Raw genomic sequence first — 17,971 nt, forward strand, 5'->3', positions numbered from 1 at the left:
AGGGACCTTTAAGTGGGTTTCCTGCGGATTTTTTTGTTATGCGGCGTTTTGGAGGAGTTATGCGGCGTTTTGGAGAAGTTTGCCGCGTTCTAAACATTTATGCGGCGTTTCAGAGAAGTTTGCCGCGTTCCGAACATTTATGCGGCGTTTTGGGGAAGTTTGCTGCGGTTGTGTGATACAACTTATGTACTTTTAAGTACCGCGGATACATTCTATTCAAAATTGATAGCTTGTCGCGCCAAATGGGTTTTGACAATTTAGAGGGTTTGTTTGCAAAACAAATGTAGCTTTTAAGCAAAGAGCTAGTCGATAAGTTTATGCATTGCGAAGGTGTTTGCTACAATATAGGTTTTGCTTTTTATACTGTAATGCTTACAGGACCTTAAAGCATGGAAAGATGCGAGAGGCGATGTAAGGTTCGTTTTTATTCGCGACAGGTTTTGACACATAGTACTTATGCAACTGAATTGAATGCATACAAAAAGAACGGAATTTCTATAAAAGAAAATCCGCTCTTGGAAGAGACTTATATTACTTATTTTGTTGATGCAACAGAAGTGGCACCGTTAATGCGTTTAGCACCAACGTACTTATCTCCCCAGTAATAAGGATCGTTTAATGCATCTACACGTACACCTTTTGAAGACGAGGCATGGGCAAATTTCCCGTTACCAACGTAGATGCCTACGTGAGATACCCCTTTACCGGAAGTATTGAAGAAAACAAGGTCACCTGGAAGTAAGTCAGCTTTGTTCACTTTCGTACCTGTTGCATGCATCCCTGAAGAGGTGCGAGGTAATGAAATGTCGTGTTGCTTAAATACGTACTGGATGTACCCTGAACAATCGAAACCAGCTTTTGTCGTACCGCCATATTTATATTTTATTCCTTTTAAACTCTTTGCAGTGTCAGATATAGTAATTGATGACGCTTCAGCTTGGCTAGCGAACGGCGAGACGAGCAATACGATAGAAACTGCAAAAATAACAAATGACTTTTGCACCTGTGCTAATATTCTCATATAATCCCCCAAAATTTTATATTTATCTGAATAAATCATCTGCATTAACTTTAACACGTACTATGCTCGTCCTATATTACAGTTATGTAACAATAACATTACAAAAATCGCGTTGTATTTCACGCTGAAACATATTTGTCATTTTCCGCCCATAACAGCTCCTATTTGTACACTTTACTTGCTCATTTCAATGAATACCTAATACAAGCGAATGCACGCATAAATAAAACTGCGTGAAGGACAAGTCGCCCTCACGCAGTTTTTCTTATGTTATGAAATTATTTAGAGAAAAGGCCACTCTTATGTTTGCCCGCCCCTTCTCTTCCTTGTTACATGTCTAAATCTGTAATAATCGTAACATCATCATGTTCGTGCAAGTACGTAATTGTCCAATCGGAATCAATTTTCCCTTCCAAGAACTTCGTAATTGCTGGTCGTTTTTTCTCGCCGAAAGCGAGCAAGACTAATTTTTTCGCACTCATAATAGAAGCAATCCCCATTGTCAAAGCAGTCGTTGGGATTTTTTCATCGTTGTCGAAGTATTGACTGTTGACACCTAGTGTGGAATCCGTCAATTCTGCTACGTGCGTAACCGAGTCAGCAGGTGTGCCAGGTTCGTTAAATGCGATATGGCCATTTTCTCCGACTCCGAGCAATTGAATGTCAAGACCTGCTTGTTGCAGCGCTTGCTCATAACGATTACATTCCGCGTCTAGATCTGCAGCCATTCCATTTGGTATATTCGTTTCTTTGAACTTCTTCTTATTAAATAAATGGTCATCCATGAAATATGCATAACTGTTTGGACTCGTTGCATGTAGACCGACGTATTCATCCAAATTGAATGTTGTTACATTTGAAAAATCCAGCTCAGACGCTGTTAGTTTTGCATAGACCGGAATCATCGTACTTCCTGTAGCCAATCCAAGCACATGAAGTCGATCGTTTTCAAGCTCTTCTTTTATCAACTGATAAAATTGTTCAGCACCTTTCTCAGGGCTTTCAACTTTAATTAGTTTACATTTTTCCATCATTCTCAACCGACTTTCATTTTAGATTTATTGTACCTCTTACATTGTAATTTCCATAAACAGTATGGTCAACTAAACGAATAATTTACACAAAAAGGGTAGTCGAATCTGTTATTCCCTCTTTCCACTCCAACAAACCTATTCAATCACTACTACATATCTATGGCGATATTATGAAGACCATTTGTACAAAGTGTGAACGAATTCCCGATCTAATGAATCATAGGGAATTCCCTAATTCTCTATTTCTACCACATGCTTAAGATAAAAGTATGAGCAAACGACTTTCGAATGTAGGAGGTGGAAGGAATGACGAAAGACAATTCCAAACAACTTGTACCAAGTTCCAACGAGCATGGGATGGATTTAAAAGGTACATTCATCGCTGTCATGCTTTTAGGATCTTCATACTAGTTTCTTGGTTCGGCATTTATGCACTCTTTTTATCACGATAATGATACAGGTTAGGGGGAAATACGATGCATTTGCATAAATTTGAAAAGATATGGCTTGCATTCGGCTTAGGGTCACTCGTACTTTTTTTAGCCATTATCGGATTTGCAGCCTTTTGGAAAGGTGCGCATCCACAAAGTCATATCGAAACAATCGATCCACAAAATGTAGAAGCGCATGAAGCATTTAAGCCTGAAAATCTTGGACTGCGTGAAGTTGCTGACGGAAAATACACCGTCAACATTGTTGCTTCAGCTTTCAATTATGATTTCGGAGTAGATGATGACGGGAAACCCGTTAAAAAAATCCGCGTGCCAAAAGGATCTACGGTTTTATTTCAAATCACAACAAAGGACGTCATCCACGGCTTCCAAGTTGCAGGGACGAATGTCAACATGATGGTAGAACCAGGTCATGTAAGTCGATTGGAGACAGTTATGAAAAATACCGGAGAGTTTACTGTCGTTTGTAACGAATACTGCGGCATCGGTCACCATCAAATGTTTGCAACTGTGGAGGTGTATGAGGAATGATGAAAGACTGGAATTTTTCTAAGAAAGAATCCCGTTTATATATGTCTTTTATGTATGTGACTTTTGTTTCGCTATTAATTGGTGGGTTGATGGGTTTATTGCAAACACTCGCTCGATCTGGTGAATTTCAATTACCATTTGGCATTAATTATTACACGATACTCACTGTGCATGGAGTCATTCTCGGGCTTGTCTTAACAACTTTTTTCATTGTAGGTTTTCAGTTTGCGTTATTAGGAAAAACAGTCGGTCTCTCGGATAAACAACGTCAATGGGCATGGATTGCCTTTTGGACAATGCTCGTTGGTACGGTTATGGCTGCCATAACAATTCTCGTTGGTCAAGCGAATGTGCTTTATACATTTTACGCACCGTTACGTGCCCACGTTGCCTTCTATATAGGGCTAGCACTCGTCATCGTCGGAAGTTGGATTGCTGTGTTCGTCAATTTCCGTCAGTTGTATGTTTGGAAGAAAGCGAATCCAGGTCAGAAATCACCTTTGCTTGCATTCATGGTAACGATTAACATGGCCATGTGGTTCATTGCTTCACTTGGAGTAGCCGCATCCGTACTCATTCAATTTATCCCTTGGTCATTAGGGTATGCTGCCACAATTAACGTCTTGTTAAGCCGGACATTGTTTTGGTATTTCGGGCATCCACTCGTTTATTTCTGGTTACTTCCTGCTTATATGGCATGGTATGCAATTATCCCGAAAATTATCGGCGGAAAATTATTCAGTGATTCCCTTGCAAGATTATCTTTCATCCTATTGCTCATGTTTTCCATTCCGGTTGGTTTCCATCACCAATTGACCGAACCGGGCATCGATCCTACGTGGAAGTTCATACAAGTTGTGTTGACGTTCATGGTTGTCGTTCCAACACTTATGACTGCATTCTCGATTTTCGCTACTTTTGAAACGACTGGACGAAGAAAAGGACATAAAGGATTGTTTGGCTGGTTTAAGTATTTACCTTGGAAAGACGTTCGTTTTCTAGCACCGTTTATCGGCATGGTCGCGTTCATTCCTGGGGGAGCTGGAGGTATCGTTAATGCTTCCCACCAAGTAAACACACTTGTCCATAATACGATTTGGGTAACTGGCCACTTCCATTTAACTGTGGCAACTACTGTTCTCCTTACGTATTTCGGAATTGCCTATTGGCTAGTGCCTCATTTGACGGGTAGACGTTTGACGCCAAAACTGAATCGCCTCGGCATCATCCAAACGATCATTTGGACAGTTGGTATGACGATCATGTCAACCGCCATGCATATTCAAGGATTATTAGGTGGTCCACGCCGTTCCAACTTCTCGAATTACGCAGGTGGCGAGCAAGTGGATACGTGGATCAGTTATCAAATTGCGCAAGCAGTCGGCGGCACAATTCTCTTTATCGGTATCTTATTAATGATTTACATTTTCATCCAAATCGCTTATTTCGCACCGAAAGGCGTTCAGGAATTTCCGATTGCAGAAGAGGAAGAAGATGCAGAACCGACACCAAAGATTTTAGAGAACTGGTACTTATGGATCGGCATTACGATTGCCCTTATCCTTTTCGCATACACAATTCCAGTGTTTGATATTCTAAAACACTCTCCACCAGGGTCCATTCCGTTTGATTGGCCAATCGGTCGATAAAAAGAATGGAATAGAAAAACCGCACGAAACTTTCGTGCGGTTTTTCATTTTTCAAGTCAGATCAAACGACTCAACTTATAATAATACTTTACTCGCAGAAGGAAGAAGGAGCTTACCTCCCCTACCGTACTTGTGAAACAGATCATTGATTTGATTTACCTCAATCGGTTTACTGAAATAATACCCTTGGAGCTGCGAACAACCAAGTTGCTTTAGTATGTCCCACTGCTCTTTTGTTTCCACACCTTCACCAATTGTCCGTAACCCTAACATTTCAGCGAGATGAATGATCGTTTGCACAATCCCGATGCTTTGCATGTTCGATCCTAACTCACTAATGAATTCTCGGTCAATTTTTATTTCATTAATCGGAAAATGCTTCAAATAAATAAATGCTGAATAGCCTTTTCCAAAATCATCGATTGACACGGAATAGCCCATTTCCTTTAAAAGTTTAATGCGGCTAGTCACAGCTCTTTGTTCTTCCATGGCGACATTTTCTGTAATTTCCAAAACGAGCCTTTGCGGTTTAATACGTGCTTCTTGAATACATTGTTCCAAGAAGAAAGGTAAATTATGGTGTAGAAAATGTCTAGGAGACAAGTTGATGGACACGGTAACATTCTCAATACCCATTTTGTTCCATTCGCTAATTTGTTTAACCGCTTCTCGAATGACCCATTCACCTATTGGCGTTATTAAACCGGTCGACTCAGCCAGTTCGATAAAATCAGATGGAAAAATAAGTCCTCTTTCAGGGTGTTGCCATCTGAGCAGTGCTTCAAAACCTATGACTTCCCCCGTTCGACAATTGACTTGCGGCTGATAGTGGAGCTGAAATTCATTTAAATCCAAACCTCTGCGTAAATTCATTTCAGATAACATTGTTTCTTTTAAATATGTATGCATGTTAGGGTTGTAAACACTGCCACTTTTTCGATTGGACGTCTTTCTCCCCGCTTGCAATGCCATATAAGCTGCTTGAATTCCATGTTTTACATCTTTCGCATGATCAGGATAAATTGCGGCACCATAACTAAAAGTCATATACACTTCCTGTCCGCAAATGTACATGGGATGCTTTAACTTGTTGGTAATATGATCCAACATTTTTCTTTTGTCACTCAATTCTCCTTCGAATGGCGAAAAGAGGATGAAATGATCAAAAGCGATTCGTGCTGTCTGGGCAGGTTCAGGAAAGAGCTCTTTTAAACGCTCAGCTGTTATTTTCAGCATTTGGTCAGCTCCATCATGGCCGAGCACACCTTGGACTTCTGTGAATTGATCGAGCACAAAATACATGAACAATCCACGCTCATGTGTTGCCAATGTTCGGAGCTTTTCTGTCACTTTCTCATTGAAAGCATATTGATTGTCCAGTCCTGTGACCAAATCTTTATAGGCTAAGTGATGAACATGCTCTTCCACTTCAATTCTTTCTAAACGATCAAAGAGGAAAGACAGCATGTCCGCAATGGACGTTACAAGTACTTTTTCAAAAACCGTCCACTCTCTCTGATGGATTGATTCACAACAAAGCACGCCTCCAATCCCTTTACTGAGTAAAATAGAGGCGTCTACTATAGATTGAATGGGTCCATTTCGGTATTGGCTGTCTTCTTTCAACTCACATGTTCTCGGATCGGTCATGACGTTAGACACAGCAATAATTCGCTCTTGCTCAATTGCTTTGAAATAAGAAGGTGCCGAGTGTCGGTAAAGATTTGTTAGCGGAACTTGTTTGTTTGGGTGTTCATAAATCGTTTGCGCGTTTAATATTGAATGATCTTCATTAAACAACCAAATACTTACTTTTTCACAATCAATAATTTGTGCGATACGGATACAAATTTCAAGCAGCATATCTGCAATAGACTCTCTGGATACGTTCAATTGTTGTGCATGTGTAAAAATATATTCTTGCTTTTCCATCATCTGTTCCAATATCTTCTCAATTTCCTCTAGGGAATGTTGCATATAACTAGTACACCACCTTTCTATACAATAAATACCTACTCCTGTTATCGACAATTTTATACATTTCTTAAAGCATTATCCGCTATTTTTCAAAATTCTTCTTTTATGTCACGCTTCTTTCAGACACATTTACAATTTACGTAGGTTCTTCGATATTATGGAACTTTATTTACTCTCCTTGCATGGAGATATGCTATACTGAATGAATAATCAGTCACTTACTAGGAGGATGTTGATGGATGAATGTTGAAGCGATGAGCATGGATGCAATTTGGCATGAGATCAGGAAGCGATTGCTTGAAAATCGAGAACCCTATAAAGGATTGAAGACGACGTATCGTATTGAATTGACCGGTGAAGATGGTGGCAGTTATGTCATGAAATTTATGGACGAAAGCGCAGAAGTCTATGATGAAACAGACGGTAAATCCGGTGAAGAAGTTGATTGTTCACTAAAGATGAGTGTCAAAGACTTCAAAAAACTGCTTATTGGCGATTTCAACTCAGCAGCAGCGTTCATGATGGGTAAGTTAAAAGTAAAAGGCAATATTGGCCTTGCTTTACAACTTGAAAATTTATTAAAAGAATATCAATTATAACGTAGATTGCTGACTCAATGGAATACTTGAGTCGGTTTTTTTACGTATCGAGGAAAAGCTACTTGCTCAGGATTTAGTAAATAGGCTCTTCCTTATTCTCTGTAAATATATTAGTATATACATGTGTCTTTACACTAGTTGAAAGACATAATAATAATGTGTTGAGGAGAAGATCAAATGAATAAAAGAAGTATGTGGTCGTTCCAGTTTTCAACTGTAGCACTCGTTTTGATTCCTGTTGCGATTGGTATTAATTATCTTGGAAAACTGTTTGCAAGTTTGTTAAAGTTACCGCTTTGGGTGGATTCCATTGGCACAGTGCTTTCAAGTATGCTAGCCGGGCCAATTATTGGTGCGCTAGTTGGCATTATTAATAACATCATCTACGGCTTTACAACAAATCCCGTTTCTTTCGTCTATGCAATTACACAAGCGGTCATCGGTCTTGTCGCCGGAATTATGGCGTATAAAGGGTGGATATCTAGTGTGAAGAAGGCAATCGTCCTTGGACTCGTTGTCGGACTCGTAGCTGCGACTGTTTCGACACCGTTGAATATTCTTTTTTGGGATGGTCTGACAGACAACGTTTGGGGAGATGCGCTGTTTGCAATACTCATCTCAAACGAGTTGCCTGTTTGGTTCGCTTCATTCGCAGATAGTGTAGTTGTCGATGTACCAGACAAAGTTGTCACTGTTTTGCTCAGTTATTTACTGTTTAAAGGACTCCCGAAAAACGTTAAACAACTGTATACTGCGGGTAGTGAAATCGAGCGGCTATAAATTAGGAAAGGTTTGATAGCATTGAACAAGAACATGACGTTGTATGTTGAGAGGCCGTCACCAATACACCGAATCGATCCACTTACAAAACTATTGTTCGTTGTCTTATCTGTTGTCTCAACCTATATGATGCAAAGTCATTTATTCGCCGTCGGTGCCGTGTTGCTTGCGTGTTTTGTATTGTGGATCGGCAACGTGTTTAAGTTTATCTTACCCGTTATCGGATTGAGCTTGTTTTTAATCGGGTCTATTCTCATTATTCACGGCTTCTTTCATCCTGATCGTGCCACTATTTTAGTTGAGATTGGTACTTTCCCTATTTACAAGGAAGGTTTTTCAGTTGCTCTTTTACTAACGCTCCGGCTAATGAATATGCTGTTAAGCTTTGGGGTGCTTATCTTAACGACAAAACCAAGTGAATTGGTCGATGCTCTTGTTCAAAAAGGGCTATCCCCACGGTTCGGATATGTACTGCTCTCCGTGTTGCAAATCATTCCACAAATGCTAGGACGTGCACAGAAAATTACCGAAGCACAACGATCAAGAGGATTGGAAACAGAAGGTAGTTTATGGGTTCGCTTAAAGTCTTTCATTCCCCTGCTCGGACCGGTTGTGCTAAATGGATTGAGCGAAACACGTGAGCGCTCTCTTGCATTAGAAGCACGTGGTTTTAATGTAAGAGGGAAACGGACGTCCATTCAAGAGCCAATTGTTTACGCACACAGTGTGTTGGTAAGGGCTCTTCTATGTACAGCATTTATGAGTGTCGTCTTTTGGAGGTTATTTGTATGAGTTTCATACGTGCGCAACAGTTGAAGTATAAATACCCAAACAGTACAACATTTGCGTTAGAAGATCTTTCATTTTCAATTGATAAAGGAGAATTTATTGGCATTGTCGGAATGAATACAGCTGGAAAGACGACATTAGCGTACGCATTGTCCGGTCTCGTTCCCCATTTCTTTAAAGGAGCATACGGCGGAAAAGTAATGATTGATAACGAGGAAATACTTGCCAATGATTTGTGTGACATCATGTCAAAAGTCGGAGTTGTATTCGACAATCCTTTTGCGCAGATGACAGGGGCGAAAACGACTGTCTATGAAGAGATTGCTTTTGGTTTAGAGAACATGGGGGTCTCTCGAAAACAAATGCAACAGCGAATTTCAGAGTGTATGCGTTTGCTCGACATAGAAAACTTGCACGCAAGAAACCCATTTTCCTTGTCTGGTGGACAGATGCAGCGTGTTGCGCTTGCTAGTATACTCGCGATGCAACCCGATGTACTCATTTTGGATGAACCGACGTCTCAACTTGATCCAAAGGGAGTGGCTGATGTCTTTCGGATTGCCAGAAGGTTAGCAGATAGTGGTATGACCATTATTATGATTGAACAAAATATTGAAAAATTATCGACTCATGCTGATCGAATTTTATTCATGCATGAAGGACAATTATTGCAGGCTAGCAAACCGGAAGAGTTGTTTGCTAGAGATGACTTGGAAGCGTACGGTGTGGAGTTACCAATGACCGAAAAACTTAAACGGTTTTGCGCTCAACCTCAATCTGTTCGGGTTGGTGATGATGCACATGTTCAAAACATTTGGAGTCCGACAAAAACATTGCGTTTTTCGTTTGATGAAGTGATTACATCCACGAGACAACCGAAAACACCGGTAATTGAGGTCCGTGAACTTGCTTATCGATATGCTACTAATGAGGTCCTTCAGCAGATCAATTTGACGTTAAGTGGTGAGCCAATTGCCATTATTGGTGAAAACGGAGCCGGCAAAACAACTTTTGTTAAATTGTTAAAGGCTTTGCTCACTCCTGATTCAGGACATATACTGATTGACGGAAAACATACACGTGATGAAACAACAGCGTCACTCGCCAAAACTGTTGGCCTCATCTTTCAGAATCCCAACGATCAAATCTTTAAAAGTACTGTATGGGAAGAAGTACTATTTGGTCCGTTAACAATTGGTGTTTCAAAAGATGTTGCGTATGCCAATGCTGAGAACGCATTAGAGCTCGTCGGCTTGCAACATAAAGCACAGGAGCACCCCTATGATCTCAGCCTAGCGGAACGAAAAATGGTTACAATCGCTTCCATTTTGGCAATGGACCCACCAATTATCATTTTCGATGAACCGACGATTGGGCAAGACTATCAAGGGAAACAGCAAATAAAAAAGATCATACATTCTTTACAAGAAAGCGGAAAACTCGTTATTTGCATTTTACACGATATGGATTTTGTAGCCTCGACGTTTAATCGGACGATTATTTTCCACGCGGGAAGCGTTCTATTTGACGGGCCAACACGAGAAGCATTTGCGGATCAAGAGCGATTAACCCTTGCAAATGTTGAGCAACCGATGATTACTCAAATTGTGCATTCGCTCGGGTACAATGAAGTGGTTTTGAAAGAGGAAGAAATTTTGTTTGAATGCAGGTAGAGTTTTTGTGGGGTTTGGTGCGATTTTGGGCGGGTTATGCGGCGTTTCGGGGATTTTTGCCGCGTTCGGGCGGGTTATGCGGCGTTTCGCGGAAGTTTGCCGCGTTCGGGCGAGTTATGCCGCGTTTCTGAGGAGTTTGCCGCGTTTGAGCGAGTTATGCGGCGTTTGCTTATGGACGCGGAGATTTTTAGAAGCAGAGGGCATGAGTCGCGCTGAATGCTTTTGACCAATCAAGCACTTTAGAGATGAAATGCTAATGTCATTAAGGCAGTAGAACTATAGGTATAAAAAAACAGCCACATATGCCTTTGTCGGGCAGTGTGGCTGTTTGAACATTTTTAGCGTGCTGCGTATCCACCATCGATAACGAGTTCAGCGCCTGTAATGTAAGATGCTTCGTCTGAAGAAAGGAAAAGAACTGCATTCGCAACATCTTCTGGTTGACCTAGACGTTGTAATGGTGTCATACGGATAAGTGCATTGACAACATCTTTCGTGTCTTCAAGAGATTTAGTCATAGGAGTTTCAATAATGCCTGGGAAAATCGTATTAACCCGAATTCCATGTTGTCCAAACTCTGCTGCAGCTGCTTTAGAAATAGCACGAACTGACCCTTTAGATGCTGAATATGGGTTAAGTCCCATGCCGATTAAAGCCGTGTAAGAAGAAATGTTCACGATTGAACCTTTTTTTGCTTCTTTCATGTATTGAGATGCGTGTTTCATTCCGAGGAATGTACCGAATCCATTGATGTCAGACAGGCGACGCCAGTCTTCGATTGTAATGTCATTCATTCCTTTTTCAGTAGAGATACCAGCGTTGTTAACGAGGATATCAATTTTGCCAAGAGAATCGACTGCTTTTTTCATCGCTTCTGCCCATTGTGCGTCGTCTGTAACATTTAACACAACCGTCATTACGTTATCATAAGAACCCCATTTTTCAGTCAAGGCAGCTTCGTTAATATCAGCAGCTACAACTTTCGCGCCTTCAGCAGCGTACAATTTTACCATTTTCTCACCCATACCGGATGCGCCACCTGTAATGAATACAACTTTATCTTGGAATCTGTTCATGTTTACCGCTCCAATTCTCAATTTAATTTAACACTTAAATAATAATCCTTTTTACAATGAAACTCAACCGTAAAGACTCGATTCCAAGAAATTGTCATTTGTTTGTCGATGCTTGTTATGTACAGGTAAAGAGCGAATTATTCACTAAAAACTTCAAAAAATTATTGGTAATAAACGGTCCAATGCCGTTAAGATCATTCTGATGCAATTTTGCCTACTAGCGAAAATAAAAAGGTAGCAGGAATTCATCTTCCGACTACCTTTATTAACTATTTAATGATGTAGTATACGATTAAACCGTTATTTCTTGCTGGACAGCTCCTTGTTCTTTTGGTCTTCTGCGTTGAATGAACCAGACGATTGTAATGAGCAAGAGCCCTATTGTACTTGTCGTCAGTTCAGGGATGATTAACAGTAAACCGCCTGTAAAAAGGAATAACCTTTCAATCATTCGACAATTCCGTATGAAATAACCGATAACAGCGCTACTCACCCCCATCATGCCGATGAGTGCCGTTAACAAACCTAAAATAAGTTTTACCGGCGTGACATCTACAAAGACAAGAATCGGGTTGTAGATGAAGATATAGGGAATAATGAAAGCTGCGATGGCTAATTTTACGGCGGTTGTACCTGTTTTAAATGGATTTGCCTTCGCAATTCCTGCTCCTGCATACGCAGCTAAACAAACAGGCGGCGTAATATCTGCTACGATGCCAAAGTAGAATACAAACATATGCGCAGCAATCGGGGCAATGCCGAATTCATTAATAAGAGCAGGCGCGGCGATCGTTGCTGTCACAACATAATTTGCAGTAGTCGGCAAGCCCATTCCTAAAATGATACAAGCAATCATTGTAAAAAATAATGCTAAAATGAGATACCCATTTGATAATGCAATAATGCCTGCAGCAAATTTAGCCCCTAGTCCTGTCATACTGACCACACCTGCAATGATTCCTGCCGTAGCAACCGCCGCAATAACAGGAAGCGCCACTCTACCACCTTGCTCCAACACGTACAAGATCCGCTTAAAATTGAATTCAGATTCTTTCCGGATCAGTGCATTAAATAGCCAGATGATGAACGCTGAAAGGATACCGAATAAAGCTGCTCGCTGCGGAGTGAAACCAGACATAATCGTCACAATAATAACGAGCAATGGCACAATCATATAGCCATCCCGCACAAAAATTTTCTTAAAGACAGGCAACTCCGACTTTGGTAATCCGAGTATTTTCAATCTTTTCGCCTCAAAATGCGTGCCGATGAAAATGCCTGTGAAGTACAAAATCGCTGGAATAAGCGCGGCTAACATTATTGTGGCATAGCTGACTCCGAGATATTCCATCATAATGAATGCTGCTGCACCCATCATTGGTGGCATGATTTGTCCGCCTGTTGACGCAGAAGCTTCTGTCGCTGCAGAAAATTCTGGTTTAAAACCGGCTCTTTTCATCATCGGAATCGTAAAACTTCCCGTAGCAACTGTATTCCCGACAGAACTTCCTGAAACAGTTCCTTGTAATGCACTCGCAACAACTGCTGCTTTGGCAGTTCCGCCAGTATAGCGACCTGTAAGTGAAAAAGCTAAGTTATTAAAGAATTTCCCAATAGGTGTATTGACAAGCAACACACCAAAAAACAGGAACAAAAAGATGAATTTCGCGGAAATCTGTAGTGGCGTGCCGAAAACACCGCTTTCCCGGAACCAAAGTGTCGCCATCGTTCGGTCTACTGAAAATCCGGCATGGGACAAGATTTTTGTTGGAACATAATTCCCCAATACAGCATATAAAATTGCCACTGACGCCACGATGACAATCGGCAATCCAATCGTCCGCCTAGCTGCTTCGAGAACAAGAAGCACACCCACTATTGAAATGATGATGTCTAGCAAGCTGTATCCTGATACGATACTTTGCTGAATGGCGTCAAGAAAGATGATTTTATGATAAGACACATACATAGCAGTGAAAGCCAGTAGTACATCATACCAAGGAACATGTTTCTGGGTTGACCGCCACGCCTTCTTTGCCGGATACAATAGAAAGACAATGCCTAATGCGGTGCCCAAATGGATTGCCCCCTGCTGTTGAGAAGGCAATACACTCGTCGCACCCGTATACAAATGAAAAACGGTTAAAGCAATCGCGAGAAATGAAACGACCCACTTCCACTTACCAATTTCCGTTCGAAACTGACTTTCCTTGTCGTACTTTTCAAGAATATCTTGTGCATCTACCACCTTTTGTTCTTTCATAAATTGCCGCCTTTCTACGCTGATGAATTTATTTCAGGTCATCGAAACTACTGATCTCTGTCTTTTCTCTCGTGACAATTTGAACAACTTCAGGATAAATATGACCGATGAAAGCTGCATTGGTGACCGGATTGCCTTCAAAGTCCGCTTTACCATTCAATGCATTTAAAGCTGGTACGTGAACCGTCATCCCTAAATCCATCTGTCCTTTGCTGATGGACGAAAGATTCTCAACCGAAGCCCCTGTTTCCATATTCGTTACATTGATACCTTCAATGTATTTGTTCCATAAGTTTGCCATTTCTCCACCAAGCGGATAATATGTCCCACCTTGACTGCCTGTACCAAGCGTAAATTCTGCTTTTCGATTCCCTTTGTCAGCAGAAACAGTCGCCACTTCATTCTCCACAGTTAACCCCTGCTCTTCATAATATTTTTTCGCACCTGGATGAATTAGTAACCCTTCCGCTCCATTCAATGCATTTTCAAGAATCATCTGTTTTGCTTGTGCATGCGTATTTTCACTCGCATTCTCAATCATACTTTTAGCCAATTCGTAACCGAGCTCTTCATCAATCGTATCCGTATTTCCCATTAAGATTGCGTAGGCTGTCACCGTCTCCACATCTTCTGTTAAGAAATCATATGACTCTTTTGGAATTGTAAAACGCTTGTAACCTGATTGTTCTTCGATTTTTTTAATCGCGTCATCCGATAGACTTAGCATTTTGACATCTCCCGCAGAAGCTTGGAGGCTCTCGATACTCGCTGCAGGAAGTCCTAAAATACCGATTGAAATGTCAATATTCCCGTCTTGTACGCCATCTGCAGCTGCTCCAAAACCTTCTTGGAATGCCTTGTAATCCCCATCCTCAATGCCGTATGCCCCTAAAATAATTTTCGACACGTTGTTTGTTTCACTTGCAGGTGGGCCGATTGCAATATTTTTCTTACCACCGCCACATGCAGATAATACGAGTAGCGCTCCAAGTAATACGAGTACGAAACTTTGTAGTCGAGTCTTCTTCACAGTAGTTCCCCCTTCTGTTTGTTCCCCATCATTTCGTAAGCGCTTACAAAAGTGGTTATTAAAAGAAGCTATGCATCGTATTGAAAACAAGTTTGATAAAAACCGAGCTACCGTTTGTTCAATACAAGCCTATTCAGAGGTGCTTGCGCTATGAAAAATGGAATCTACTTACTAGTATACTAAAATCTCTTAAAAAATCAATCAATTTTCGCTTTATTCTGATTGTTGGTTTGTTTTTTCTTCATACCTACAACAAAAAAATCATCCACACAGCATAACGCCGAATGGATGACTGTTCATTAAGATTGGAAAGATGCTTTTCGCAATGTAGTAGCAAGTACTTTCGCACCCATATCAAGTGCTTCATGGTTGAACGTCATTTTTGGATGATGAAGCCCGGGACCCAGATCTGCACCAATGCCGATCATCGCCGCTTTCAAGTCCGGACGATGGATTGTGTAAAAATGAAAATCATCACTTCCGGAAGTAACAATTGCTGGTGCAAACGCCTCTTCACCAAACGTCTCCAAAATGCCTTCCTTTGCTAATTCCATCGCTTCGTCGGCCACTTCTGCTGCCGGGGTATAGTCCGACCACTCCAATTCAATAGCAACCGAATGAAGTTGTCCAATTGATTGGATACCTTGCTCAATGCGGTCTCTTAATTCTTTTAATACTGTATTAGATTGTGCGCGAACGTCAATCCCGAAAGTTGCTGTTCCTGGAATGATATTCAAGCTTTCGCCACCCGCTTGGACCTTTGTCAATTTGGCTGAATACGCTTCATAAGGAGAGAAATGAATGGTCTTTATGTAATCTGCAATTGCAAAAATAGGATCGAGTGCATTTTTCCCTTGATGTGGTCGTGCACCGTGTGCGTCTATTCCGTTCACTTTTCCTTCTAAAAAGATTGCGGCTCCGTGATGAATAGCAGGTGAAATTTTACCGAATGGAATTTCTTCTTTTGGTCGTAGATGTACACCAAACAAATGGGATACGCCATCAACCGCTCCGCGTTCGATCATCGAATTAGCCCCATTCCCTTTTTCCTCTGCTGGCTGAAAAATGAAGCGGATTCGGCACCCAAGTTCTTGTTCCTGTAAGTAAGCAAGAGCACCTAACACCATTGAAATATTTGCGTCATGCCCACATGAATGATTCGCTTGGTAAGTCCCATCGACTTCTTGCCATAAAGCATCAATATCAGCTCGAACGGCAATGATCCGTTCTCCTTCACCAATTTCTGCTATTACACCTGTTACGTCATCGAACGTATGGTGTTTCACATTCATCGTTGTTAATATCTCTGAAATTTTCTTCGTTGTTTCAACTTCTTTCCAGCTCACTTCAGGGTACGCGTGGAAATGGTCAAACCAGTCCCCAATTTGTGTATGAATACTCAATGAACTCACTCCAATCCAAATCTCTTCTTCCTTTAGAATAACTGATGTGAACAAAGAAAAAAAGCCGTTTATTGGACGACTTTTCTATGATTACTACATTAATTTAATACGTATTTGACATATCCTCTTCTTTCGTGAAGCTATTCATTGAATTACTTGTGAGTAGATATGAATAAAACGATCATTCACAAGCAGACGTACTACGGGGTTGGACGTTTATTAACTAGACGAACTTGTATTCAATGTTGCCACTTTGTGTTCATTATTTATTCCCAATACCTTCATAAAGTGCTAGTAATCTTTTTGCGATGACATCATATGAATGCATGCTGACGGCCGCTTCCATTTTGAGTTTTCGATCTTCATCCACCTCTGTAAGGGCTTGTCTCATCCCTTTCGCAAGCGCTGCCGCATTTCTCGGTTCCACAAGAATTCCTGTATTATCCGCTAACAAATAAGACAACCCTCCGACATCAGTTCCAACGACCGGTGTCCCGATTGCCATCGCTTCAAGTGCAACGAGTCCAAAACCTTCATGGTGTGAAGGTAAGACAAACAAATCTGCTGCTGCAATCCATTTGGCAACTTCTCGTTGTTGCATCGGTAGCTGATGAACGACAGGAACTGCTGTGGAAGCTGTTTTCTCCTGAAACTTCTCCATAAATCCTTTGTCTTTATCCGAACCGATCAAGTACAACGTAATGTTGGGATCTTCCTTCTGCAAGATGGCACTTGCTTCAAGCAACTCTAAAATCCCTTTTGCCTCTATCATATTCCCGACATAGAGCACCATCTTTTGCTCAGAGGGAATGCCTAATTCTTTTCTCGCTTCCGATTTTTCCAGTGGGACAAAAACAGATGTATCGACGCCCATACTCATGACTTGAACGTTCTCTTCAGGCACATTAAAACGCTCGATGACGTCCTTTTTTAAACGTTCGCCTACTACGATAACCGCATCTGCAGCCAGTAAGATTTTCTTTGTCATCGCTGCAATTCTCGCATTTTTGGAAGCCATTTTGTCAATGTCTCCGCCGTGTACAGTTACGATATACGGCAAGTTGAAAAGCTTCTTGCCCATCATTGAAATAAAACCTGTCGGAAACGCATAATGCGCGTGCGTCAAAGCAATCTTCCGCTTGTTTTTCATTAGATGAAACAAGGACTTCATAAACCATTTCGCGTATTTTTTCACATTCGCTACTTTCCCTTTTGCAGGGTCCTGAATGGCAACGACGTCTACGTCTATTCCTTTAGACTTCAGAAGTTCCACTTGATTCTTGACGAAAATTCCGTATGTCGGATGTTCAATTGAAGGATACATATTGCTCAATACGGTTACTTTTTTCATGTATGTATTCATTCCTATCTACTGTTAGCTCGTTCTTCTTTTAAATTGTATCATAGATGCTTTTGTCCTTCGGGTGTGTTGCATAGGAACGACTATTACGATTATGTTACATTCATCCACCAATTTATCGAAAATCCAGCATGAATTCCAGTTTTTCTTGTCGAATGAATGGGGAATTACATAAAAACTAGTCTTGCATGCTACGAAAATAGAGGTTTTCTCACAATCTTGCACAATGTAACGTTTCTGTAATGTTTCTGTAACCGAAATGAAGGTTTAGCTATGTTAGGATTATCTCAACAGATAAAGCACACAACAAAAGAATGTGCGAAAGGGGAATTTG

Annotated in this window: 15 protein-coding genes; 7 read left to right on the plus strand and 8 right to left on the minus strand. The window is 41.0% G+C overall.

The genetic code is table 11. The features are described from left to right. Positions 1–535 precede the first annotated feature (535 nt). Together ACVHUV_RS17680 and ACVHUV_RS17685 are read right to left on the minus strand one after the other, a co-directional pair. On the minus strand, positions 536–1,021 hold the full coding sequence (locus tag ACVHUV_RS17680) for a C40 family peptidase (RefSeq protein WP_317942441.1): 486 nt from the start codon (positions 1,019–1,021) through the stop codon (positions 536–538). A 329-nt stretch (positions 1,022–1,350) separates the two neighbouring features. Continuing rightward, positions 1,351–2,052 (minus strand): glucosamine-6-phosphate deaminase, encoded by a 702-nt coding sequence (locus ACVHUV_RS17685; protein ID WP_462085486.1) that lies wholly within the window; start codon positions 2,050–2,052, stop codon positions 1,351–1,353. A gap of 407 nt (positions 2,053–2,459) precedes the next feature. Between ACVHUV_RS17685 and ACVHUV_RS17690 the strand changes: the two genes are divergently transcribed. The 3 genes from ACVHUV_RS17690 to ACVHUV_RS17700 are packed head-to-tail and all read left to right on the plus strand — an operon-like array spanning position 2,460 to position 4,687. After that, positions 2,460–2,507 (plus strand): cytochrome c oxidase subunit 2A, encoded by a 48-nt coding sequence (locus ACVHUV_RS17690; RefSeq protein WP_462086941.1) that lies wholly within the window; start codon positions 2,460–2,462, stop codon positions 2,505–2,507. A gap of 24 nt (positions 2,508–2,531) precedes the next feature. Next, positions 2,532–3,038 carry a cytochrome c oxidase subunit II gene (locus ACVHUV_RS17695; protein WP_317942438.1) on the plus strand — a complete coding sequence of 169 codons (507 nt, stop codon included), beginning with the start codon at positions 2,532–2,534 and terminating at the stop codon, positions 3,036–3,038. After that, a complete protein-coding gene (locus ACVHUV_RS17700) occupies positions 3,038–4,687 on the plus strand; it encodes a b(o/a)3-type cytochrome-c oxidase subunit 1 (protein WP_462086942.1) in 1,650 nt (549 codons plus the stop codon). Before ACVHUV_RS17695 ends, ACVHUV_RS17700 begins: the two co-directional genes overlap by 1 nt. Before the next feature lie 75 nt (positions 4,688–4,762). Here the strand turns inward: ACVHUV_RS17700 and ACVHUV_RS17705 are convergent, their stop codons facing one another. Next, on the minus strand, positions 4,763–6,664 hold the full coding sequence (locus ACVHUV_RS17705; protein ID WP_462085487.1) for a sensor domain-containing phosphodiesterase: 1,902 nt from the start codon (positions 6,662–6,664) through the stop codon (positions 4,763–4,765). Between the two features lie 239 nt (positions 6,665–6,903). Between ACVHUV_RS17705 and ACVHUV_RS17710 the strand changes: the two genes are divergently transcribed. The 4 genes from ACVHUV_RS17710 to ACVHUV_RS17725 all read left to right on the plus strand — a co-directional run bounded on the left by ACVHUV_RS17710 (position 6,904) and on the right by ACVHUV_RS17725 (position 10,505). Beyond that, a complete protein-coding gene (locus tag ACVHUV_RS17710; RefSeq protein WP_371389114.1) occupies positions 6,904–7,263 on the plus strand; it encodes an SCP2 sterol-binding domain-containing protein in 360 nt (119 codons plus the stop codon). A 177-nt stretch (positions 7,264–7,440) separates the two neighbouring features. Continuing rightward, positions 7,441–8,043: an ECF transporter S component gene (locus tag ACVHUV_RS17715; RefSeq protein ID WP_462085488.1), complete on the plus strand. Its 603-nt coding sequence runs from the start codon at positions 7,441–7,443 to the stop codon at positions 8,041–8,043. Between the two features lie 21 nt (positions 8,044–8,064). After that, entirely contained in the window at positions 8,065–8,835 is a 771-nt protein-coding gene (locus tag ACVHUV_RS17720) for an energy-coupling factor transporter transmembrane component T family protein (RefSeq protein ID WP_462085489.1), read from the plus strand. Then, positions 8,832–10,505, plus strand: coding sequence for an ABC transporter ATP-binding protein (locus ACVHUV_RS17725; protein WP_462085490.1), 1,674 nt, complete (start codon positions 8,832–8,834; stop codon positions 10,503–10,505). The genes ACVHUV_RS17720 and ACVHUV_RS17725 overlap by 4 nt, the downstream gene beginning before the upstream one ends. Before the next feature lie 338 nt (positions 10,506–10,843). Here the strand turns inward: ACVHUV_RS17725 and ACVHUV_RS17730 are convergent, their stop codons facing one another. From ACVHUV_RS17730 to ACVHUV_RS17750, 5 genes are all read right to left on the minus strand, one after another. Next, entirely contained in the window at positions 10,844–11,581 is a 738-nt protein-coding gene (locus tag ACVHUV_RS17730) for an SDR family NAD(P)-dependent oxidoreductase (protein WP_462085491.1), read from the minus strand. Between the two features lie 292 nt (positions 11,582–11,873). Continuing rightward, positions 11,874–13,844 (minus strand): TRAP transporter permease, encoded by a 1,971-nt coding sequence (locus tag ACVHUV_RS17735; RefSeq protein ID WP_371389110.1) that lies wholly within the window; start codon positions 13,842–13,844, stop codon positions 11,874–11,876. A 28-nt stretch (positions 13,845–13,872) separates the two neighbouring features. Continuing rightward, positions 13,873–14,874: a TAXI family TRAP transporter solute-binding subunit gene (locus tag ACVHUV_RS17740; protein ID WP_462085492.1), complete on the minus strand. Its 1,002-nt coding sequence runs from the start codon at positions 14,872–14,874 to the stop codon at positions 13,873–13,875. A 299-nt stretch (positions 14,875–15,173) separates the two neighbouring features. Then, the gene (locus ACVHUV_RS17745) at positions 15,174–16,277 is read right to left on the minus strand and encodes an amidohydrolase (protein ID WP_462085493.1); all 1,104 of its coding nucleotides are present in this window, start codon (positions 16,275–16,277) and stop codon (positions 15,174–15,176) included. A 262-nt stretch (positions 16,278–16,539) separates the two neighbouring features. Continuing rightward, complete coding sequence (locus ACVHUV_RS17750) at positions 16,540–17,628, minus strand: glycosyltransferase (protein ID WP_317942428.1); 1,089 nt, start codon at positions 17,626–17,628, stop codon at positions 16,540–16,542. Positions 17,629–17,971 lie beyond the last annotated feature (343 nt).

The organism is Sporosarcina saromensis (assembly GCF_054901285.1).